The organism is Pseudomonas sp. Os17, assembly GCF_001547895.1.
Taxonomy (GTDB): domain Bacteria; phylum Pseudomonadota; class Gammaproteobacteria; order Pseudomonadales; family Pseudomonadaceae; genus Aquipseudomonas.
On record NZ_AP014627.1, the window covers coordinates 3,017,101 to 3,038,092 of the forward strand.

Below are 20,992 nucleotides of genomic sequence, written 5' to 3' on the forward strand. Positions count from 1 at the left end.
GGGCTGCCAATCTACGCCCTTGGGCGGAAAAACGCAGCTCGCATAATCGAGTCGGATTGACCTGTTGTGTGGTCGTTATGACCTGATTTTTTCGGGTCATAAAGACTCGGTGCGGCTGGCGGCCGCGGTTTTGCCGGGCGGCGGTCTTGGCATGAAACCTGATGGGGCTGATGCATCGCTGATTGGCCAAGGAGTTCCGAGCATGATTCGTCGCTGCAATTCGCCGTTGCCTGTCCCGAGCCAGGGGAGGGATGCCTGTGTCGCTGCCTGAACGTTGGCGGCAATGGGCCGCGCAGCCGCTGTGGAGCCTGGGCTTCCGGCCGTTTTTCCTCGCCGGAGCGGCGTTTGCCTGCCTCGCCCTGCTGGGCTGGGGCCTGTGGCTGCACGGCGGCTGGAGCGGCCGCCAGCCGCTGGGCGGCATGCTGGCGTGGCATCGGCACGAGATGCTGTTCGGCTTCGCCGTGGCGATCATCGCCGGATTTCTGCTGACGGCGGTGGCCAACTGGACCGGGCGCCCGGCACTGAGTCGCACGCCGTTGATCCTGTTGTGGCTGCTCTGGCTGCTGGCGCGGCTGGCCTGGTGGCTGGCGCTGCCGCTGCCGTTGTTCCTGGTGCTGCAACTGGCCTTCATGCCGGCGCTGGCCGCGGTGGTGGGGCATGAGCTGTGGCGTGCGGGCAAGCGCGACAACTACCCCATGGTGCTGATCCTGGGCCTGTTGACGCTGTTTCAGGGGCAGACCCTGCTGGGCCTGCTGGCGGCGCAGGAACTCTGGCAGCGCCACGGCGAGCTGGGGGCGCTGTGGCTGGTGGCGGCCCTGATGACGGTGATCGGCGGCCGGGTCATTCCGTTCTTCATCCAGCGCGGGCTCAATCGGCCGCCGGCGCCACCGGCTTCGCCCTGGCCCACTCGCGTGTTGCTGCTGGGCAGCCTGCTGGCGGCAATCTCCATGGCCCTGGGCGGCGGTGACGCGCCACGGCCCTGGCTGGCAGCGTTGTTCGCAGTGCTGGCGGCCCTGCATCTGTGGCGCCTGTGGCGCTGGCACCAGCCGGGGCTGTGGCGGCTGCCGCTGCTGTGGTCGCTGTACCTGGGCTACCTGTGGCTGGCGCTGGCCACCCTGGGCATGGCGCTGTGGCACCTGGGCGGTCTGTCGTCGCAGAGTCTGGTGACCCACGCCCTGGCGCTAGGCGGCCTCGGCGGGCTGGTGCTGGGCATGATCGCCCGGGTCAGCCTGGGCCATAGCGGCCGGCCGCTGCAGGTGACCCGGGCCATGGTCGGGGCCTTTGCCTTGCTGTTCCTGGCGGCCCTGTGCCGGGTGCTGCTGGTGCCATTCAGCGCCCTGGGCCTGGGGATTTCGGCGCTGTTGGGCGCCTTGGCCTTTGCCCTGTTCGTCGGCGGCTACGCGCGGATCCTGTTGACCGCGCGGCTGTGACAGGCCGCGATCGAGGACCGCCAGCCGCCTCGCCAGGGGCTGGCGGTGAAACTGGACTACGCTTGCGGTCTTAGCCGCGAATGGAGTCCGCGATGTTGTATCCCAGCAAACCCAGTGATGAGGCCCGGCGAGTCCAGACCCTGCGCGAACTGAATGTGCTCGACACCTTGCCGGAGGAGCGTTTCGACCGGGTGACCCGACTGGCCAAGCGCCTGTTCAATGTGCCCATTGCCCTGATCAGCCTGGTGGACAGCGATCGCCAGTGGTTCAAGTCCGCCGCGGGGCTGGAGGCCAGCCAGACCTCCCGGGACATTTCGTTTTGCGGCCACGCGATCCTGGATGACCAGATCTTCATGGTCCGCGACGCCGAGTGCGACGAACGTTTCCAGGACAACCCACTGGTCACTGGCGAACCGCGGATCCGTTTCTACGCCGGTTGTCCCCTGAGCGTGCCCAATGGCAGCAAGCTGGGCACCCTGTGCCTGATCGATACCCGGCCCCGGGACCTGGACGACGAAGAGCGTGCCCTGCTGCGAGACCTGGCCCGCATGGCCGAGCAGGAACTGGCGGCCGTGCAGATGGCCAGCATGGACGAGATGACCCTGCTGTCCAATCGGCGCGGCTTCGAAGCCCTGGCCCGGCATGCCCTGGCGGCGTGCACGCGTCTGGACAAGTCGGCGACCCTGCTGTTTTTCGATCTCAACGAGTTCAAGCGGATCAACGACAGCTACGGTCATGCCGAAGGGGACGGGGCCTTGAAGACCTTTGCCGATGTGCTGCGTATTGCCTTTCGCGAGAGTGATGTGATCGGCCGTCTGGGCGGCGATGAGTTCGTGGCCCTGCTGACCGGGACCGATGACGTCGAGACGTCGGCGATCATGGCGCGCCTGCGGGAGATCCTCGATGAGCGCAACGCTTCCCTGAAACGCGGCTACGACATCCGCTTCAGCGTCGGCCAGATCGCATACGACCCCGAGCGCCACGCCGGTATCGAAGCGCTGCTGGCCGATGCCGACCAGGCCATGTACCTGCACAAGCAGGCCGGCAAGCGCAGCCACTGAATCTGCTGCCGGCAAGGCCGGCAGCGTGGAGCGGGGCTGCAACCCAAGGCGCTGGCCGGCCGCTACGGGGCGCGCTCGATGGCCGGTGGCGCATAGCCTTCCTCGAGGGTCACCCCGGCGGCCCTGGCGCGGGTTTCCGCTTGCGAGCGCCGCTGCAGCAGGGCTTGTAATTGAGCCGGGAGCAGGGCTTTCCAGTGTGCTCGCTGGTGCTCGGCAAAATGGCTCGCCCAGAACCTGTCCAGGGACATCAGGTTGACGCTGATCAGGTAGACAGCGGTTTCCAGGGGCGCGCTTTTCGAGTCGTAGCGCAGGGCCCGGACATGGGCGATGAAGTTGCCCTGGTAGAGATACCAGTCATAGAAGGTGCCGACGCCGAGCCATTCTTCCAGGCTCATTTCACGCTTGGCATCGAACAGGGGATGGCTGAGCGGGGTCATGCCCAGGAGGCTCTCCTGCCCGTCGAGCTTGTGCCATTGCGTGCCGGGTATCCGCGGGTCTGAAGGGAAGTAGTAGGTTTGCCAGCCGGCGCTCTTCAAGTTCCCGATGAGGCGATAGATCAGGTCCTTGTTCTGCTTGTGCGTGCTGTTGTCCGGCAGGCCGCGCAGGTCGATGTTCAATGCCTGGATGTTGTTCGAAACCCGGCCATCCACGGCCATGCTCAGCCCGGACACCTGATCCAGCTCAAGCGTGCCCTCGGGCTGGGAAAGGCTCAGGTCAAGGAGCGCGCCTTGGCGATCGGCTTCATACCAGCACATGTCCACCGCCTCCAGGCAGTCGGCGCCAAAGCGTACCGGGCTGTTTGCAATGACCTCGTCAACCGTTGCGGCCAACGGGATGTGCAGGCTGGCGACTGTGTCGGTCAGGCGATTGGGCTGGGTGTCTTGAGGCTTGTCGCAGCCGGCGAGAAAGATCACCAGCAGCAGGCACGGCAGCTTGATGCCGGACGGTTTCGGCGGGCGAGCAGCCGGCCGGGTTTTCCATGGGGTTCTTTGCATCGGGCATCCGTGAGGGGCAGGTATCTGCACTGCGGCCGGTGAGCCTGGATCGGTGATCAGCCAATGTCGCGGCGCTGCGACGAGGGCCTGAGGGCCCTCGCCACAGCCGGGAGTCATTCGTCGAGGTTGCCCATGGCGGTGGTGTTGAAGCCGCCGTCGACGTACATGATCTCGCCGCTGATGCCCGAGGCCAGGTCCGAGCAGAGGAAGGCCCCGGCGTTGCCGACTTCCTCGATGGTGACGTTGCGCCGCAGCGGGGTCTGGGCTTCGTTGGCCGCCAGCATCTTGCGGAAGTTCTTGATGCCCGAGGCGGCCAGGGTGCGGATCGGCCCGGCGGAGACCGCGTTGACCCGGGTGCCTTCCGGGCCCAGGGAACCGGCCAGGTAGCGCACGCCGGCTTCCAGCGAGGCCTTGGCCATGCCCATCACGTTGTAGTTGGGCATGGTGCGCTCGGCGCCCAGGTAGGACAGGGTCAACAGGCTGCCGTTGCGGCCCTTCATCATGTCGCGGCCGGCCTTGGCCAGGGCCACGAAGCTGTAGGCGCTGATGTCGTGGGCGATGCGAAAACCTTCGCGGGTGGTGGCGTCGGTGAAGTCGCCTTCGAGCTGGTCGCCGGGGGCGAAGCCCACGGAGTGGACGATGCAGTCCAGGCCGTCCCAGTGCTTGCCCAGCTCGCTGAACACCTGGGCGATCTGCTCGTCGCTGGCCACATCGCAGGGGAAGCACAGCTCGGCGCTGGAACCCCAGCCGGCGGCGAATTCCTCGACCCGGCCCTTGAGTTTTTCGTTCTGATAGGTGAAGGCCAGCTCGGCGCCTTCACGGTGCATGGCGGCGGCAATGCCGGAGGCGATCGACAGCTTGCTGGCGACACCGACGATCAGGACACGCTTCCCAGCGAGAAAACCCATAAGTGGCTACTCCTGTTGCAGGTTATTGGGTGTGTGCCGGAGCCAGGAAGGCGGCTTCCAGCAGTTGCTGTGTGTAAGGGTGTTGCGGGGCGCCGAAGATTGCCTGGGCGTCCCCTTGTTCCACCACCTGGCCGTGCTTGATCACCATCAACTGGTGGCTCAGGGCCTTGACCACTGCCAGGTCGTGGCTGATGAACAGGTAGGTCAGGTTGTACTTGCGTTGCAGGTTGCGCAGCAGCTCCACTACCTGGCGCTGCACGGTGCGGTCCAGGGCCGAGGTCGGCTCGTCCAGCAGGATCAGCCGCGGCTTGAGCACCAGGGCCCGGGCGATGGCGATGCGCTGGCGTTGCCCGCCGGAGAATTCGTGGGGGTAGCGGTGTCGGGTGTCCGGGTCCAGGCCCACTTCCTTGAGCGCTTCGATGATCGCCTGTTCCTGCTCCTGTTCGTTGCCGATCCTGTGGATGCGCAAGCCTTCGCCCACGATCTGGCTCACGCTCATGCGCGGGCTGAGGCTGCCGAAGGGGTCCTGGAACACCACCTGCATTTCCCGCCGTAGCGGCCGTACCTGTTGCTGGCTCAGGGCGTCGAGCTGCTGGCCCTCGAAACGAATGCCGCCCTGGCTGGCGATCAGGCGCAGGATCGCCAGGCCCAGGGTCGACTTGCCCGAGCCGCTCTCGCCGACGATGCCCAGGGTCTGGCCCTGGGGCAGGCTGAAGTGGATGCCGTCCACCGCCTTGACGTGATCCACGGTGCGGCGCAGCAGGCCCTTCTTGATCGGGAACCAGACCTTGAGGTTGTCCACTTGCAGCAACGGCGGGCCGACTTCATTGCTCGCCGGCAAGCCGCTGGGCTCCGCGGCCAGCAGTTCCCGGGTGTAGGGGTGCTGCGGCGCGCGGAACAGCTCCTCGCAGGACGCCTGCTCGACGATGCGGCCTTTCTGCATGACACAGACCCGGTGGGCAATGCGCCGCACCAGGTTCAGATCGTGGCTGATCAGCAGCAAGGCCATGCCCAGGCGCGCCTGCAGTTCCTTGAGCAGTTCGAGGATCTTCAACTGCACGGTGACGTCCAGGGCGGTGGTCGGCTCGTCGGCGATCAGCAGCTCCGGCTCGTTGGCCAGGGCCATGGCGATCATCACCCGTTGCCGCTGGCCGCCGGACAGTTCGTGGGGCAGGGCCTTGAGGCGCTTGTGCGGCTCGGGAATGCCCACCAGTTCCAGCAGTTCCAGGGTGCGCCTGCTGGCGACCTTGCCGGTCAGGCCCTTGTGGATGCCCAGCACCTCGTTGATCTGCTTCTCGATGCTGTGCAGCGGGTTCAGCGACGTCATGGGCTCCTGGAAGATCATGGCGATGCGGTTGCCGCGAATGTGGCGAATGGTCTTTTCCTTCAGGGTCAGCAGGTCGTGCCCGGCGTACTGGATGCTGCCGGACGGGTGCTGGGCCAGGGGGTAGGGCAACAGGCGCAGGATCGAGTGGGCGGTCACCGATTTGCCGGAGCCGCTTTCCCCTACCAGGGCCAGGGTTTCGCCGCGCTTGATGTCGAAGCTGATGCCTTCCACCACGCGCTGGCACTGGGCGCCGGCGACGAATTCCACCGCCAGGTCGCGGACTTCGATCAGAGTGTCCTGGGTCATGTCATTTCCTCGGGTCGAAGGCATCGCGGGCGGATTCGCCGATAAACACCAGCAGGCTGAGCATGATCGCCAGCACGGCAAAGGCACTGATGCCCAGCCACGGCGCCTGCAGGTTGGACTTGCCCTGGGCCACCAGCTCGCCCAGGGACGGCGCCCCCGGCGGCAGGCCGAAGCCGAGGAAGTCCAGGGCGGTGAGGGTGCCGATGGCCCCGGTGAGGATGAAGGGCATGAAGGTCATGGTGGAGACCATGGCGTTGGGCAGGATGTGGCGGAACATGATGGCGCCGTTCTGCATGCCCAGGGCCCGGGCCGCGCGCACGTATTCCAGGTTGCGCCCGCGCAGGAACTCGGCGCGCACCACGTCCACCAGGCTCATCCAGGAAAACAGCAGCATGATCCCCAGCAGCCACCAGAAGTTCGGTTGCACGAAACTGGCGAGGATGATCAGCAGGTAGAGCACCGGCAGCCCGGACCAGATTTCCAGGAAGCGCTGCCCGGCCAGGTCCACCCAGCCGCCGTAGAAGCCCTGCAGGGCGCCGGCGATGACCCCGATGATGGAACTCAGGACGGTCAGGGTCAGGGCGAACAGCACCGAGATGCGAAAGCCGTAGATGACCCGGGCCAGCACATCGCGGCCCTGGTCGTCGGTGCCCAGCAGGTTGTCCGCCGAGGGCGGCGCCGGGGCCGGCACCCGCAGGTCGTAGTTGATGCTCTGGTAGCTGTAGGGGATCGGTGCCCAGAGCACCCAGGCGTCCTTCTGTGCCAAAAGCTCGCGGATGTACGGGCTCTTGTAGTTGGCTTCCAGGGGGAATTCGCCGCCGAAGGTGGTTTCCGGGTAGCGCTTGAGGGCCGGGAAGTACCAGCCGCCTTCGTAGTGCACCACCAGCGGCTTGTCGTTGGCGATCAGCTCGGCGCCCAGGCTGAGGATGAACAGCACCAGGAACAGCCACAGCGACCACCAGCCGCGCTTGTTGGCCTTGAAGCGTTCGAAGCGCCGGCGATTGAGGGGGGACAGGTTCATCTCAATGCTCCCGGCTGTCGAAGTCGATGCGTGGGTCGACCAGGGTGTAGGTCAGGTCGCCGATCAGTTTCACCACCAGCCCCAGCAGGGTGAAGATGAACAGGGTGCCGAACACCACCGGGTAGTCGCGGTTGATCGCCGCCTCGAAGCTCATCAGGCCCAGGCCGTCGAGGGAGAAGATCACTTCCACCAGCAGGGAGCCGGTGAAGAAGATGCCGATGAAGGCCGAGGGGAAGCCGGCGATCACCAGCAGCATGGCGTTGCGGAACACGTGGCCGTAGAGCACCCGGCGCTGGGTCAGGCCCTTGGCCTTGGCGGTGACCACGTACTGCTTGTTGATCTCGTCGAGGAAGCTGTTCTTGGTCAGCAGGGTCATGGTGGCGAAGTGGCCGATCACCAGGGCGGTGACCGGCAGCGCCAGGTGCCAGAAGTAGTCGAGGATCTTGCGCCCCCAGCTCAGCTGGTCGAAGTCGTTGGAGGTCAGGCCGCGCAACGGGAACCAGTTGAAATAGCTGCCGCCGGCGAACACCACGATCAGCAGGATGGCGAACAGGAAGGCCGGGATCGCGTAGCCGACGATGATCGCCGAGCTGGTCCAGACATCGAAGTGGCTGCCGTGGCGGGTGGCCTTGGCGATCCCCAGGGGGATCGACACCAGGTACATGATCAGGGTGCTCCACAGCCCGAGGGAGATGGACACCGGCATCTTCTCCTTGATCAGGTCCACCACCTTGGCGTCACGGAAGAAGCTGTTGCCGAAATCCAGGGTGGCGTAGTTCTTGATCATGATCCACAGGCGTTCCGGCGCCGACTTGTCGAAGCCGTACATGTGCTCGATTTCCTTGATCAGCGCCGGGTCCAGGCCCTGGGCGCCGCGGTAGCTGGAACCGGCCACCGAGACTTCGGCGCCGCCGCCGGCGATGCGGCTGGTGGCGCCGTCGAAGCCTTCGAGCTTGGCGATCATCTGCTCCACCGGGCCGCCGGGGGCGGCCTGGATGATCACGAAGTTGATCAGCAGGATGCCCAGCAGGGTGGGGATGATCAGCAGCAGTCGGCGAAAGATATAGGCCAGCATGTCATTGCTCCCTGTCGGCCGGGGCCGCCTGGTCCGGGGCCGGTTCTACGGCGGGCTTGGCATCGGGCTTGATCCACCAGGTGTTGATGCCGATGTCGTACTTGGGCGCGACTTGCGGGTGGCCGATGTGGTCCCAGTAGGCCACGCGCCAGGTCTTGATGTGCCAGTTGGGGATCACGTAGTAGCCCCATTGCAGGACCCGGTCCAGGGCCTTGGCGTGGGCCACCAGGCTGCTGCGCGAATCGGCGTTGATCAGGCTTTCCACCAGGCTGTCGATGGCCGGGTCCTTGAGGCCGATGTAGTTGCGGCTGCCGGGCTTGTCGGCGCTGGAGGACATCCAGAACTCGCGCTGCTCGTTGCCCGGGGAGTTGGACTGGGGAAAGCTGCCGACGATCATGTCGAAGTCCCGCGAACGCACCCGGGTGATGTACTGGGACACGTCGACCCGGCGAATCACCAGGTCGATGCCCAGGTCGGCCAGGTTGCGCTTGAACGGCAGCAGCACCCGCTCGAACTCGGTCTGGGCCAGGAGGAACTCGATCACCACCGGCTTGCCCTGGGCGTCGACCATCTTGTCGTCGACGATGCGCCAGCCGGCTTCCTGCAGCAGTTGGTAGGCCTGGCGCTGCTGGGCGCGGATCATGCCGCTGCCGTCGCACACCGAAGGCGAGAAGGCCTGGTCGAACACCTGTGGCGGGATTTTGCCCCGCAGCGGTTCGAGGATCGCCAGCTCCTCCGGGCCCGGCAGGCCGGTGGCGGCCATCTCCGAGTTCTCGAAGTAGCTGCGGGTGCGGGTGTAGGCCCCGTTGAACAGCTGCTTGTTGCTCCACTCGAAGTCCAGCAGCAGGCTCAGGGCATGGCGCACCCGCACATCCTGGAACATCGGCCGGCGGGTGTTGAAGACAAAGCCCTGCATGCCGGTGGGGTTGCCGTTGGCGATCTGTTCCTTGATCAAGCGGCCCTGGGCCACGGCCGGGATGTTGTAGGCGTTGGCCCAGTTCTTCGCGCTGATTTCCAGCCAGTAGTCGAACTGGCCGGCCTTGAGCGCTTCCAGGGCCACGGTGTTGTCGCGGTAGTAGTCGCTGGTGATCACGTCGAAATTGTAGAAGCCGCGGTTCACCGGCAGGTCGCGGCCCCAGTAGTCCTTGACCCGCTCGTAGCGAATCGAGCGTCCGGCCTTGACCGCGGTGACCCGGTAGGGGCCGCTGCCCAGGGGCACTTCCAGGTTGCTCTTGGCAAAGTCGCGGCTTTCCCACCAGTGCTTGGGCAGGACCGTCAGCTGGCCGAGGATCAGCGGCAACTCGCGGTTGTTGTTGTGCTTGAACTTGAACAGCACCCGCAGCGGGTCTTCGGCGATCACCTGGTCGACGTCGGCGTAGTAGCCGCGGTACAGCGGCGAGCCGGCGCTCATCAGGGTCTGGAAGCTGAACACCACGTCCTCGGCACGAATCGGCTGGCCGTCATTGAAACGCGCTTCCGGGCGCAGGTAGAAACGCACCCAGCTGTTGTCCGGGGCTTTCTCGATCTTGCCCGCCACCAGTCCATATTCGGTGAAGGGTTCGTCCAGGCTCTGGGTCATCAGGGTGTCGTAGATCAGGCCGATGTTCTGCTCGGGCACGCCCTTGCTGATGAAGGGGTTGAGGCTGTCGAAGCTGCCGAAGCCGGCCATGCGGAAGGTGCCGCCCTTGGGGGCCTGGGGATCGACGAAGTCGAAGTGCTGGAAGTTCGCCGGGTATTTCGGCGCTTCGTTGTACAGGGTCAGGGCATGTTGCGGCGCAGCCTGGGCACAGCAGGCGATGACGCCGAACAACAGGCCGCCGGTGCGCAGGAGCAGGGCTCGCAGAGGCATCATTGGGGAGTCTCCAGGGACTTCAGCCACCAGGCGTTCAGGCCCAGGTTGTAGGGCGGCGTGGTGACGAAGGCGAACCGGTTTCGGTAGGCCAGTCGGTGATAGTTGAGGTACCAGTTGGGAATCATGTAGTGCTGCCACAGCAGCACCCGGTCCAGGGCGCGGCCGGCGGCCAGTTGGTCGTCGCGGCTCTGGGCGGCCAGCAGTTGCTCCAGCAGGTGATCGACGATCGGGTTGTTGATGCCTGCATAGTTCTTGCTGCCCTTGACCGAAACCTGGCTGGAGTGGAAGTACTGCCATTGCTCCAGGCCCGGGCTCAGGGTCTGGTTGAGGGTCATGAGGATCATGTCGTAGTCGAACTGGTCCAGGCGCTGCTTGTATTGCGCCCGGTCCACGGTGCGCAGGCGCGCCTCGATGCCGATGCTCGCCAGGTTCTCCACATAGGGCTGGAGAATCCGTTCCAGGTTGGGATTGACCAGCATCAGCTCGAAACGCAGCGGCTGCCCGGTGCTGTTCTGCAGGCGCTGGCCGTTGAGCTTCCAGCCGGCGTCGGCCAAAAGCCCCAGGGCGCGGCGCAGGGTTTCCCGGGGAATGCCGCGGCCCTCGGTGCGGGGCAGGCCGAAGGCCTGGGTGAACAGGCTGGCCGGCAATTGGTCGCGGTAAGGCGACAGCAGCAGCCATTCGTGTCCCACCGGCAGGCCCGTGGCGGAGAATTCGCTGTTGGGGTAGTAGCTCAGGGCGCGCTGGTAGGCACCGCTGAACAGGGTGCGGTTGGTCCATTCGAAGTCGAACATCAGGCCCAGGGCTTCACGCACTCGCACGTCGGCGAAGAGGCTGCGCCGGGTGTTCATGAACAGGCCCTGGGTCTGGGTGGGGATCTGGTGCGCCACCTGGGCCTTGATCACCTCGCCGCGATTGACCGCGGGGAAGTTGTAGCCGTTGGCCCAGTTCTTGGCCTGGTGCTCGATGTAGATGTCGAACTCGCCGGCCTTGAAGGCTTCGAAGGCCACGTCGCTGTCGCGGTAGAACTCCACCTCGACCCGGTCGAAGTTGTTGAAGCCGCGGTTGACCGGCAAGTCCTTGCCCCAGTAGTCCTGGACCCGTTCGAACACCAGTTGGCGTCCGGGCTGGACCTGGGTGATGCGATAGGGGCCGCTGCCCAGGGGCGGGGTGAAGGTGGTGGCCTTGAAGTCGCGGTCTTTCCAGTAGTGCTGAGGCAGGACCGGCAACTCCCCTAGGCGCAGGATCAGCAGCGGGTTGCCGGCGCGCTTGAACACGAAGCGGATGCGCTGCGGGCCGAGGATGTCCACCCGTTGCACTTCCTGCAGGTTGGTGCGGTATTGCGGGTGGCCTTCCTTGAGCAGCAGGCGGTAGGAAAACGCCACGTCATAGGCGGTGATCGGCTGGCCGTCGTGAAAGCGTGCCTCGGGCCGCAGGTTGAACACCACCCAGCTGCGGTCCTCGCTGTATTCCACGGAGCGGGCGATCAGGCCGTAGCTGGAGGTGGGCTCGTCGCCGGAGGGCGCGTAGAGGCCGGTGCCTACCATCAGGGGTTCGTTGAGTTCGTTGACCCCGTATTGCAGGAAGTTCGGCGTGGCGACCGGGCTGGTGCCCTTGAAGGTGTAGGGGTTGAGGGTGTCGAAGGTGCCAAAGGCCATGACCCGCAAGGTGCCGCCTTTGGGCGCAGCGGGATTGACCCAGTCGAAGTGGGTGAACTTGGCCGGGTACTTGAGCGTGCCAAACTGCGCATAACCATGACTTTCGGTGATCGTCGCGCTTGCGGGAAAGCTCAAGGCCAGACTGAAGAAGAGCAGAAGGAGGGGACGCATCGAGTCAGAGATCCGTTCCAGGCGGCTTGGGCTTAATGCTCCGTACAGTAACAGCTTGTATCAGCAGGAAAAAGCTCGCTGGCGCGAGCTTCGTGCAATTGAAACCTCCTGTAGAAGCCGGCTTGCCGGCGAAGGTTGTTGGCTGGCGAGCCGGCTTCTACAGGGGCGGATTTCAGTGCGGCAGGTAGACCGTGAGCATCTGGCCGGGCTTGAGGGCCTGGGCCGCCCGAGGGTTCCAGCGCTTGAGGTGCTGCATCTCGACATTGAAGCGCTTGGCCACGATGTACAGCGAGTCGCCTTGCTTGACCTTGTAGCGGGTCGACTTCTGCTTGCCGCTGCTGGCCACGGTGGTTTTCTTGCCGGCGCTCTTGCGGGTGTCCTGCATCACCAGGGTCTGGCCGACCTTGAGGTCCTTGCCGCTGAGCTTGTTCCAGCGTTGCAGGTCCTGCACATCCACCTTGTTGGCCTTGGCGATCAGCGTCAGGTTGTCGCCGTTCTTGACCCGGTAGATGCGCTTGGGCCGCAGCGAGTCGCGGCCATCGTCGCGGTCGAAGACCGGCTTGAGGGAGCGCTTGCTGATCAGCTCTTCGGGTTTCATGGTGGACAGGCTGGTGGTCAGCAGCTGGGCCTTGGACGTGGGCACCAGCAGGTGCTGGGGACCATCGACGGTGGTGCGCTGCTTGAACGCCGGGTTGAGCTGGAACAGCTCGTCTTCGTCGATGTTGGCCACCGCCGCGACCTTGGACAGGTCCATGCGCTGGTTGATTTCCACCACCTGGAAGTACGGCTCGTTGGCGATCGGGTTGAGGTTCACGCCGTAGGCCTGTGGGGCCAGCACCACCTGGGACAGGGCCAACAGCTTGGGCACGTAGGCTTGAGTCTCGGCCGGCAGTGGCAGGTTCCAGTAGTCGGTGGGCAGGCCGAGCTTGTCATTGCGCTCGATGGCCCGGCTCACGGTGCCTTCGCCGGCGTTGTAGGCGGCCAGGGCCAGCAACCAGTCACCGTTGAACATGTCGTGCAGGCGGGTCAGGTAGTCCAGGGCGGCGGTGGTGGAGGCGGTGATGTCGCGCCGGCCATCGTAGAAGCGGGTCTGGCGCAGGTTGAAGTAGCGTCCGGTGGCCGGGACGAATTGCCACAGGCCCACGGCATCGGCCCGGGAATAGGCCAGCGGGTTGTAGGCGCTTTCGATCACCGGCAACAGGGCCAGCTCCAGCGGCATGTTGCGCTCTTCGAGACGTTCGACGATGTAGTGGATATAGAGACTGCCGCGTTCGCCGGCGTTTTCCAGGAAGGAAGGGTTGCTGGCGAACCACAGGCGCTGCTGTTCAATACGCGGGTTGACGCCCAGGCCTTCTTGCAATTGGAACCCCTGGCGCATGCGTTCCCAGACATCCTGGGGCACTTGCGGGCTTGGCTTGTTGCTCAGCCAGATGGGTTTTTGCTTGATGCGGGCGTTGAAATTCTGGGTGTGTGTCGCGTCGCTCTGCGGGGCATGGCCGGTGCTTTGGCAGCCCGCAAGAGTCGCTGACACAGCTACCGCGATGGCCTGGGCCAAGCGCGTCAATGCGTCTGAACTGATGGAATAACGAATAGATGACGACATTGGCTGGAAGTAAGTTCCGGGCAAAAATGTCGGGCGATTCTAGAAAGCACCCGGGGTGCGGTCAACCATTCAGAATTTTTGTACCAATAGATAGCTTGCTTAGAATTTATCTTTCCAAGCCCTCAGGGCCGCAAAGACCGCACTCTGCGACGGGTTATCCGAGCCGGTCCGTTCGTCCACTTTTTGTTTAACGGATGTTTCGCCAGTCCGCAGGAACGGGTTGGTCAGTTTCTCCAGGGCCAGGGTCGAAGGCAGGGTCATGCGCCCGTGCTCGCGCAATTGCGTGACCTTCTCCAGGCGCTGGGCGATCTCCGGGTTGGCCGGCTCCACCGCCTGGGCGAAGCGCAGGTTGCTCAGGGTGTATTCGTGGGTGCAGTAGATCAGGGTGTCCTCCGGCAGCGCGGCGAGACGGCCGAGGGACTGGTGCATCTGTTCCGGGGTGCCTTCGAAAAGGCGCCCGCATCCGGCGGCGAACAGGGTGTCGCCGCAGAACAGCAGGCCGTGGTGGTAATAGGCGATATGCCCCAGGGTATGGCCGGGGACGGCCAGCACCTGGAATTCCCAGCCGAGGACGCTGATGCGCTGGGCGTCGTCCAGGGCCACATCGCGACCGGGGATTTTTTCCTGCGCCGGGCCATACACGGTGGCGCCGCTGTGCTGCTTCAGACGCTCGACACCACCGACGTGGTCGTGGTGGTGATGGGTCACCAGGATGTCGCTCAGGACCCAGCCCGGGTGCTGCTCCAGCCAGGCCAGGACCGGCGCCGCATCGCCCGGATCGACGACCGCGCAGCGCTGGCTGCGATGATCTTGTAACAACCAGATGTAGTTGTCGGTGAAGGCGGGCAGGGCACTGATCTGTATCATCTTCGGATTCGCCAAGCGGAAAACAATGGCGCATCTTAGAGCTTCTTGGCGTGTTGGAGAATGCAATGACCGATAAAGCCTTCGCTCAGGCAGATCCCGACTGGCTGGCCCTGATCAGTGCGGCCCGGGACTGGCTGTCCGGTCCCCTGGGGCAATTTTTGCTGGACGAAGAGCGGCGCATGCTCGAAGAGGAACTGGGGCGTTTCTTCGGCGGTTACCTGGTGCATTACGGGCCTTCGGCGCAAAACCCGCCGGTGGCGCCTCAGGTGCAGCGCAACGTGCGCCTGGGGGCACCGCTGCCGGGGGTGGAGATCGTCTGCGAGGAACAGGCCTGGCCCCTGAGCGAGCATGCCGCCGATGTGGTGGTGCTGCAGCATGGCCTGGATTTCTGCCTGTCGCCCCACGGCCTGCTGCGCGAGGCCGCCAGTAGCGTGCGCCCCGGTGGTCATCTGCTGATTGTCGGCATCAACCCCTGGAGCACCTGGGGCCTGCGCCATGTGTTCGCCCACGACGCCTTGCGCCAGGCCCGTTGCATCTCGCCTTCGCGGGTTGGCGACTGGCTCAACCTGCTGGGCTTCGCGCTGGAGAAACGCCGCTTCGGGTGCTATCGTCCGCCGCTTGCCTCACAGGCATGGCAGGCGCGACTGGCCGGCTGGGAGCGCAAGGCCGGGCAGTGGCAACTGGCCGGCGGCGGCTTTTACCTGCTGGTGGCGCGCAAGATCGCCGTCGGCCTGCGCCCGGTGCGCCAGGTGCGACGCGAACCCATGGGCAAGCTGGTGCCGCTGCCCATGGCCAAGGTCAATCGCCGTAACAGCGAACCCTGATGACCTGCAGCAACCTTCTTTTTATATAGACCGGCCGAGTGACCTCGGCCTTGGGCGCTGTCGACCGCAATCGGCAGGCCACTGGCAATTTTCTGATGGAAGGCGTGGATGAGCGATAGCGTAGAAATCTTTACCGACGGTGCCTGCAAGGGCAATCCCGGCCCGGGTGGCTGGGGTGCGTTGCTGGTGTTCAAGGGCGTCGAGAAGGAGCTCTGGGGAGGCGAGGCCAACACCACCAACAACCGCATGGAGCTGATGGCGGCGATTCGCGGCCTGGAAGAACTCAAGCGCGAGTGCGACGTGCTGCTGGTCACCGACTCGCAGTACGTGATGAAGGGCATCAACGAGTGGATGGCCAACTGGAAGAAGCGCGGCTGGAAGACCGCGGCCAAGGAGCCGGTGAAGAACGCCGACCTGTGGCAGCAGCTGGACGAGCAGGTCAACCGGCACAAGGTCACCTGGAAATGGGTCCGCGGCCACACCGGTCACCACGGCAACGAGCGGGCCGACCAGTTGGCCAACCGCGGCGTGGATGAGGTTCGCGGCTACAAGGGCTGAGGGCGTTACAGGGTGAGAATCGCCGCCGCCAGTTGTTCGTCGCTGTAGGGCGGGTTGTGCAGTGTCCGGCGAATGTGCCGCAACGCCGATTCCAGTCGCGCCCCGCGAATCGCGCCGTCGCTGGCGACGAAGGCCGCGGCGTCGCTGCGGGCTTCCAGGACAAGCTTGTCATCCCTGAACGAACTGCTGATCTTGGCCGTGCCTTGGCTGCTGCTCAGCAGTCCGCTCATGCTCAGGTCGGTGCTGATCACCAGGCTGGTGGCAAGGCTGGAACTGCTGAACATTGCAATGAGCAGGGCGATGAACAGCAGGTTTTGCAGACGGCGCCGGAGAGTCTTCATGACCGCGAGTTTCCCTGGAAAAGATCGGCGGCACCCTAGCAGCCGGGCCTTGGGCGAACCTCATCAGCTTTGCGAATAACTGTTAAAAAGTGCGCGGCAGCGGCCTGTTCCCTGCGGCGCGCTGTCCCTGGGCCGGGCATGCTAAAATCCCGCCCTTTGCCAGATTGAGAACGGACCACTGATGGCCAACAGATCTGTTGTACTCGATACCGAAACCACCGGTATGCCGGTGACCGACGGCCACCGGATCATTGAAATCGGCTGCGTCGAGTTGATCGGTCGGCGCCTGACCGGGCGGCACTTCCACGTTTACCTGCAACCGGATCGCGAGAGCGATGAGGGCGCCATCGGCGTCCACGGCATCACCAACGAGTTCCTGGTGGGCAAGCCGCGCTTTGCCGAAGTCGCCGATGAGTTCTTCGACTTTATCCAGGGTGCTCAGCTGATCATCCACAACGCGGCGTTCGACGTTGGCTTCATCAACAACGAATTCGCCCTGATGGGGCGCCACGACCGCGCGGACATCACCCAGCACTGCAGCATCCTCGACACCCTGTTGATGGCCCGTGAGCGTCACCCGGGCCAGCGCAACAGCCTCGATGCCCTGTGCAAGCGCTATGGCGTCGACAACTCCGGTCGTGAACTGCACGGCGCCTTGCTCGACTCGGAGATCCTGGCCGACGTCTACCTGACCATGACCGGTGGCCAGACCAGCCTGTCCCTGGCGGGCAACGCTTCGGACGGCAACGGTTCCGGCGAAGGCTCGGGCAACCGCGCCACGGAAATCCGCCGTCTGCCGGCCGATCGTCCACGGGGGCGGATCATCCAGGCCAGCGAAGCCGAATTGGCCGAGCACCAGACGCGTCTGGAAATCATCGCCAAGTCTGCCGGCGGCCCGGCCCTGTGGACCCAGTTGCTCGAAAACCAACACTAAGCCGTTGTCATCCGTGGCCCTGTAGCCGCTGCCGCAGGCTGCGAACGGCTCCGAAGGCGACAGAGGTTTGCCGGGAGATCGCCAAGCAAGGCCCTGTGGGCCTTCACGCAGCTTCGCCATGGCTCAGCAGCGGCTACAGGTGTGTGGGGCGTGGGCCGGCAATTGTGCCTGTGCGACCTTTTGTTACATCCAGTCTGTGCTCGGGGTGACAGGCGACGCCAGGAGCTTCTACCCTGAGTCCATTGGCGGGACCTACCCGCCGCCTCAGGACAGCCTGCCCCATGTACAAAGACCTGCAGTTTCCGATCCTGATCGTGCACCGCGATATCAAGGCCGATACGGTGGCCGGGGACCGGGTGCGGGGCATCGCCCGGGAGCTGGAGAAGGACGGCTTCAGCATCTTCTCGGCGGTCAACTACGCCGAAGGGCGCCTGGTGGCCGCTACCCACCACGGCCTGGCCTGCATGTTGATCGCCGCCGAGGGCGCCGGGGAAAACACCCATCTGCTGCAAAACATGGTGGAGCTGATCCGCCTGGCCCGGGTGCGCGCGCCCCTGTTGCCGATCTTCGCCCTGGGGGAGCAGATGACCCTGGAGAACGCTCCGGCCGATGCCATGAGCGAGCTCAACCAGCTGCGAGGCATTCTCTACCTGTTCGAGGACACGGTGCCCTTTCTGGCCCGGCAGGTGGCCCGGGCCGCGCGCAATTATCTCGACGGCCTGCTGCCGCCGTTCTTCAAGGCCCTGGTGCAGCACACTGCCGACTCCAACTATTCCTGGCATACCCCGGGGCACGGCGGTGGCGTGGCTTATCGCAAGAGCCCGGTGGGGCAGGCGTTCCACCAGTTTTTCGGCGAGAACACCTTGCGTTCCGACCTGTCGGTATCGGTGCCGGAACTGGGCTCGCTGCTGGATCACACCGGGCCCCTGGCGGAAGCCGAGGCGCGGGCGGCGCGCAATTTTGGTGCCGACCATACCTTCTTCGTGATCAATGGCACGTCCACCGCCAACAAGATCGTCTGGCATTCCATGGTGGGGCGCGATGACCTGGTGCTGGTGGATCGCAACTGCCATAAATCGGTGTTGCACTCGATCATCATGACCGGGGCCATCCCCCTGTACCTGTGTCCCGAACGCAATGAACTGGGGATTATCGGGCCGATTCCCTTGAGCGAGTTCAGCCCCGAGTCGATCCAGGCCAAGATCGACGCCAGTCCGCTGACCCGTGGCCGGCCGCCCAAGGTCAAGCTGGCGGTGGTCACCAACTCCACCTATGACGGCCTGTGCTACAACGCCGAACTGATCAAGCAAAGCCTGGGCAACAGTGTCGAGGTGCTGCATTTCGACGAGGCCTGGTATGCCTACGCCGCTTTCCACGAATTCTTTTCCGGGCGCTATGGCATGGGCACCTCGCGCAGCGCCGACAGCCCGCTGGTGTTCACCACCCATTCCACCCACAAGCTGCTGGCGGCCTTCAGCCAGGCGTCGATGATCCATGTCCAGGATGGCGGCGCCCGACAACTGGATCGGGACCGTTTCAACGAAGCGTTCATGATGCATATCTCCACGTCGCCGCAATACAGCATCATCGCCTCGCTGGATGTGGCCTCGGCGATGATGGAAGGGCCGGCGGGGCGCTCGCTGCTGCAGGAAATGTTCGATGAGGCCCTGAGCTTCCGCCGGGCCCTGGCCAACCTGCGGCAGCACATCGCCGCCGATGACTGGTGGTTCTCGATCTGGCAGCCGGAGCGCGTCGAAGGCATCGATCAGGTGCGCACCGGCGACTGGCTGCTGGAACCCGAAGGCGAGTGGCACGGCTTTGCCGGCGTCACCGACGACTATGTGCTGCTGGACCCGATCAAGGTGACCCTGGTAATGCCCGGGCTGACCGCAGGCGGGGCCCTGAGCGAGCACGGGATTCCGGCGGCGGTGGTCAGCAAGTTTCTCTGGGAGCGCGGGCTGGTGGTGGAAAAGACCGGGCTCTATTCGTTCCTGGTGCTGTTCTCCATGGGCATCACCAAGGGCAAGTGGAGCACGCTGCTGACCGAGCTGCTGGAGTTCAAGCGCAACTACGACGCCAATGTCAGCCTCGCCAGTTGCCTGCCCAGCGTCGCCAGTCAGGACCCGCAGCGCTATCAGGGCATGGGTTTGCAGGACCTGTGCGACCAGTTGCATGCCTGTTACCGCAGCAACGCCACGGCCAAGCACCTCAAACGCATGTACACCGTGCTGCCGGAGGTGGCGATGAAGCCTGCCGATGCCTACGACCAACTGGTGCGCGGCGAAGTCGAGGCGGTGTCCATCGATCAGTTGCAGGGCCGTATCGCCGCGGTGATGCTGGTGCCGTATCCGCCGGGCATTCCGTTGATCATGCCCGGCGAGCGCTTCACCGAGTCGACCCGCTCGATCATCGATTACCTGGCTTTCGCCCGGGCCTTCGACAGCAGCTTCCCGGGCTTTGTCGCCGATGTGCACGGTCTGCAGCATGAGGATCTGGGCGACGGGCGCCACTACACCGTCGATTGCATCAAAGCATGAGGAGTTTTCCCGCTATGCAGCCTGTTGTGAACCCCGTGCACCCGGGGCTGGCGATCCGTGTGGCCGACCAGGGGTTCGCCGCCTATGTCTGGGGCAGCGACTTCAGCTTCGAGGTCAGCGCCTACGCCGAGCCTGCGCCAAGCCAGGCGGTGGCGGACTGGCCGCTGCGCAAGGTGGTGCCGTATCGCAAGTGCTATGGCATCGATCCGGAGGAGTTCGGCAGCTACCGCAATGCCGCGGACAGCGAGATCTTCATGGCCTATCTCGATGACCAGCCCGTGGGGCATGTGGTGGTCAGCACCAACTGGAACGGCTACGGGCATGTCGACGAACTGGCGGTGCATGCACCGGCCCGACGCCACGGCGTGGCCCGGGCACTGCTGGAGGTGGCGCAGTTCTGGAGTCGCAAGAAGCAACTGCCGGGGGTGATGCTGGAAACCCAGAACAACAACCTGGGGGCCTGTCGCCTGTACGAGCAGTGCGGCTATGTGGTGGGCGGGGTGGATCAACTGCGTTATCGCGGCATCGATCCGCAGACCCGCGAAGTGGCGATCTTCTGGTATTGCCTGTTTGCCGATGAACCCCAGGTCCGCCAGCCTTAGCCCGCCAGCAGGGACTCGGCCTGTTGCGTCAGCAGTTCCAGCAGGGCATTGAGCAGGGGCGAGACTTCGCTGCCCTGGCGGCGCAGGGCGTACAGGGTGACGCCGATCGGCGGCGACAGCGGGCATGCATCGAGCCCGGCACTGCGGGCGCCGACGGCGGTGAAGGGGTCGACAATGGCCAGCCCTTCACCGGCTTCCACCAGGCTGCGCATCATCTGATAGGTCTGCACCCGGGTCTGGATCACCGGGCTTGGCCGCAGATTCTGCAATTTACTGGCGAGCATCACGCTCAGCGGGTCCTGGCCTTCCAGGCCGAGCATGGCCTGGCCGGCCAGATCCTGCAGGGCGGCGTATTTCTGCCGGGGTTGCAGCCAGCCGTGGGGGGCCAGCAGGAACAGCTTGCCCTGGGCCAGAGCCTGGCTGTGGATGTCCGGGTGTTCGGGGTCATGCAGGCTCAGGCCCAGGTCGCAATCGCGCAGCAGCAGGCGCTCGACCATGTCCCGGGTGCCGTGGCTGAGGAGACTGCAAGGGGTATCGGGAAAGCGCCGCCGCAGGGCGGCGATGCACTGGGGCAGCAGTTGCTGGACCAGCGGCGGGGTGCCGATGATGCGCAACGGCGGTGCCTGGTGAAAGCGCAAACTGTCGGCCAGGCGTTGCAGCGGCTCGAAGGCGTCGTAGACCCGGGTGATCGCCGGTTGCAGTTCCCGGGCTTCGCGGGTGGCCTGCAAGCGTCCGCGCACGCTGGCGAACAGCATGAACCCCAAGTGGCTTTCGGCATCGCGCAGCAAGGCCTCGACCTCGGCCACCGAGAGCTGCAGCAGCTCGGCGGCGGTGCCCAGGTGGGCGGTTTGCAGGAGGGCCTGAATCACTTCGATATGACGTAGACGCATGCTTGAAGTCCATCTCCAGCCGTTGGGCGGTCAAG

18 protein-coding genes are annotated in these 20,992 nt (G+C 64.8%); 7 read left to right on the top strand and 11 right to left on the bottom strand.

Annotation, left to right across the window (positions count from 1 at the left end; genetic code table 11):
- Nucleotides 1-251 precede the first annotated feature (251 nt).
- Nucleotides 252-1,430: an NnrS family protein gene (locus POS17_RS13665; protein WP_173655895.1), complete on the top strand. Its 1,179-nt coding sequence runs from the start codon at nucleotides 252-254 to the stop codon at nucleotides 1,428-1,430.
- A gap of 92 nt (nucleotides 1,431-1,522) precedes the next feature.
- On the top strand, nucleotides 1,523-2,491 hold the full coding sequence (locus POS17_RS13670) for a GGDEF domain-containing protein (RefSeq protein WP_060839052.1): 969 nt from the start codon (nucleotides 1,523-1,525) through the stop codon (nucleotides 2,489-2,491).
- Between the two features lie 62 nt (nucleotides 2,492-2,553).
- On the opposite strand, the gene POS17_RS13675 is transcribed toward POS17_RS13670, so the two are convergent.
- The 9 genes from POS17_RS13675 to gloB form a co-directional block, all read right to left on the bottom strand.
- Nucleotides 2,554-3,486: a hypothetical protein gene (locus POS17_RS13675; protein ID WP_231979033.1), complete on the bottom strand. Its 933-nt coding sequence runs from the start codon at nucleotides 3,484-3,486 to the stop codon at nucleotides 2,554-2,556.
- A 113-nt stretch (nucleotides 3,487-3,599) separates the two neighbouring features.
- Nucleotides 3,600-4,394, bottom strand: coding sequence for an enoyl-ACP reductase FabI (gene fabI / locus POS17_RS13680; RefSeq protein ID WP_060839053.1), 795 nt, complete (start codon nucleotides 4,392-4,394; stop codon nucleotides 3,600-3,602).
- A 22-nt stretch (nucleotides 4,395-4,416) separates the two neighbouring features.
- The gene (locus tag POS17_RS13685) at nucleotides 4,417-6,027 is read right to left on the bottom strand and encodes an ABC transporter ATP-binding protein (protein WP_060839054.1); all 1,611 of its coding nucleotides are present in this window, start codon (nucleotides 6,025-6,027) and stop codon (nucleotides 4,417-4,419) included.
- 1 nt (nucleotide 6,028) lies between these two features.
- The gene (locus tag POS17_RS13690; protein WP_060839055.1) at nucleotides 6,029-7,048 is read right to left on the bottom strand and encodes an ABC transporter permease; all 1,020 of its coding nucleotides are present in this window, start codon (nucleotides 7,046-7,048) and stop codon (nucleotides 6,029-6,031) included.
- 1 nt (nucleotide 7,049) lies between these two features.
- Nucleotides 7,050-8,123: a microcin C ABC transporter permease YejB gene (locus POS17_RS13695; protein WP_060839056.1), complete on the bottom strand. Its 1,074-nt coding sequence runs from the start codon at nucleotides 8,121-8,123 to the stop codon at nucleotides 7,050-7,052.
- A gap of 1 nt (nucleotide 8,124) precedes the next feature.
- Nucleotides 8,125-9,975: an extracellular solute-binding protein gene (locus POS17_RS13700; RefSeq protein WP_060839057.1), complete on the bottom strand. Its 1,851-nt coding sequence runs from the start codon at nucleotides 9,973-9,975 to the stop codon at nucleotides 8,125-8,127.
- Entirely contained in the window at nucleotides 9,972-11,801 is a 1,830-nt protein-coding gene (locus POS17_RS13705) for an extracellular solute-binding protein (RefSeq protein WP_060839058.1), read from the bottom strand. The genes POS17_RS13700 and POS17_RS13705 overlap by 4 nt, the downstream gene beginning before the upstream one ends.
- Nucleotides 11,802-11,973: 172 nt before the next feature.
- Nucleotides 11,974-13,404 (bottom strand): transglycosylase SLT domain-containing protein, encoded by a 1,431-nt coding sequence (locus POS17_RS13710; protein WP_060839059.1) that lies wholly within the window; start codon nucleotides 13,402-13,404, stop codon nucleotides 11,974-11,976.
- Between the two features lie 99 nt (nucleotides 13,405-13,503).
- Nucleotides 13,504-14,271 (bottom strand): hydroxyacylglutathione hydrolase, encoded by a 768-nt coding sequence (gene gloB / locus POS17_RS13715; protein WP_060841936.1) that lies wholly within the window; start codon nucleotides 14,269-14,271, stop codon nucleotides 13,504-13,506.
- Between the two features lie 65 nt (nucleotides 14,272-14,336).
- Here gloB and POS17_RS13720 point away from each other — a divergent pair, with 65 nt between their 5' ends.
- The gene (locus POS17_RS13720) at nucleotides 14,337-15,095 is read left to right on the top strand and encodes a methyltransferase domain-containing protein (protein ID WP_060839060.1); all 759 of its coding nucleotides are present in this window, start codon (nucleotides 14,337-14,339) and stop codon (nucleotides 15,093-15,095) included.
- A gap of 108 nt (nucleotides 15,096-15,203) precedes the next feature.
- Nucleotides 15,204-15,653: a ribonuclease HI gene (rnhA, locus tag POS17_RS13725; protein WP_016964267.1), complete on the top strand. Its 450-nt coding sequence runs from the start codon at nucleotides 15,204-15,206 to the stop codon at nucleotides 15,651-15,653.
- A 5-nt stretch (nucleotides 15,654-15,658) separates the two neighbouring features.
- Here the strand turns inward: rnhA and POS17_RS13730 are convergent, their stop codons facing one another.
- Nucleotides 15,659-15,994, bottom strand: a complete 336-nt coding sequence (locus tag POS17_RS13730; RefSeq protein WP_060839061.1) for a DUF2388 domain-containing protein — start codon at nucleotides 15,992-15,994, stop codon at nucleotides 15,659-15,661.
- Between the two features lie 181 nt (nucleotides 15,995-16,175).
- On the opposite strand from POS17_RS13730, the gene dnaQ reads away from it, so the two are divergent.
- The 3 genes from dnaQ to POS17_RS13745 all read left to right on the top strand — a co-directional run bounded on the left by dnaQ (nucleotide 16,176) and on the right by POS17_RS13745 (nucleotide 20,067).
- Complete coding sequence (dnaQ, locus tag POS17_RS13735) at nucleotides 16,176-16,928, top strand: DNA polymerase III subunit epsilon (protein ID WP_060839062.1); 753 nt, start codon at nucleotides 16,176-16,178, stop codon at nucleotides 16,926-16,928.
- A 281-nt stretch (nucleotides 16,929-17,209) separates the two neighbouring features.
- Nucleotides 17,210-19,465, top strand: coding sequence for an Orn/Lys/Arg decarboxylase N-terminal domain-containing protein (locus tag POS17_RS13740; RefSeq protein WP_060839063.1), 2,256 nt, complete (start codon nucleotides 17,210-17,212; stop codon nucleotides 19,463-19,465).
- Between the two features lie 14 nt (nucleotides 19,466-19,479).
- Nucleotides 19,480-20,067 (top strand): GNAT family N-acetyltransferase, encoded by a 588-nt coding sequence (locus POS17_RS13745; RefSeq protein ID WP_060839064.1) that lies wholly within the window; start codon nucleotides 19,480-19,482, stop codon nucleotides 20,065-20,067.
- Here POS17_RS13745 and POS17_RS13750 read toward each other — a convergent pair.
- Nucleotides 20,064-20,957, bottom strand: coding sequence for a LysR substrate-binding domain-containing protein (locus POS17_RS13750; protein WP_060839065.1), 894 nt, complete (start codon nucleotides 20,955-20,957; stop codon nucleotides 20,064-20,066). The genes POS17_RS13745 and POS17_RS13750 overlap by 4 nt on opposite strands.
- Nucleotides 20,958-20,992: the final 35 nt, after the last annotated feature.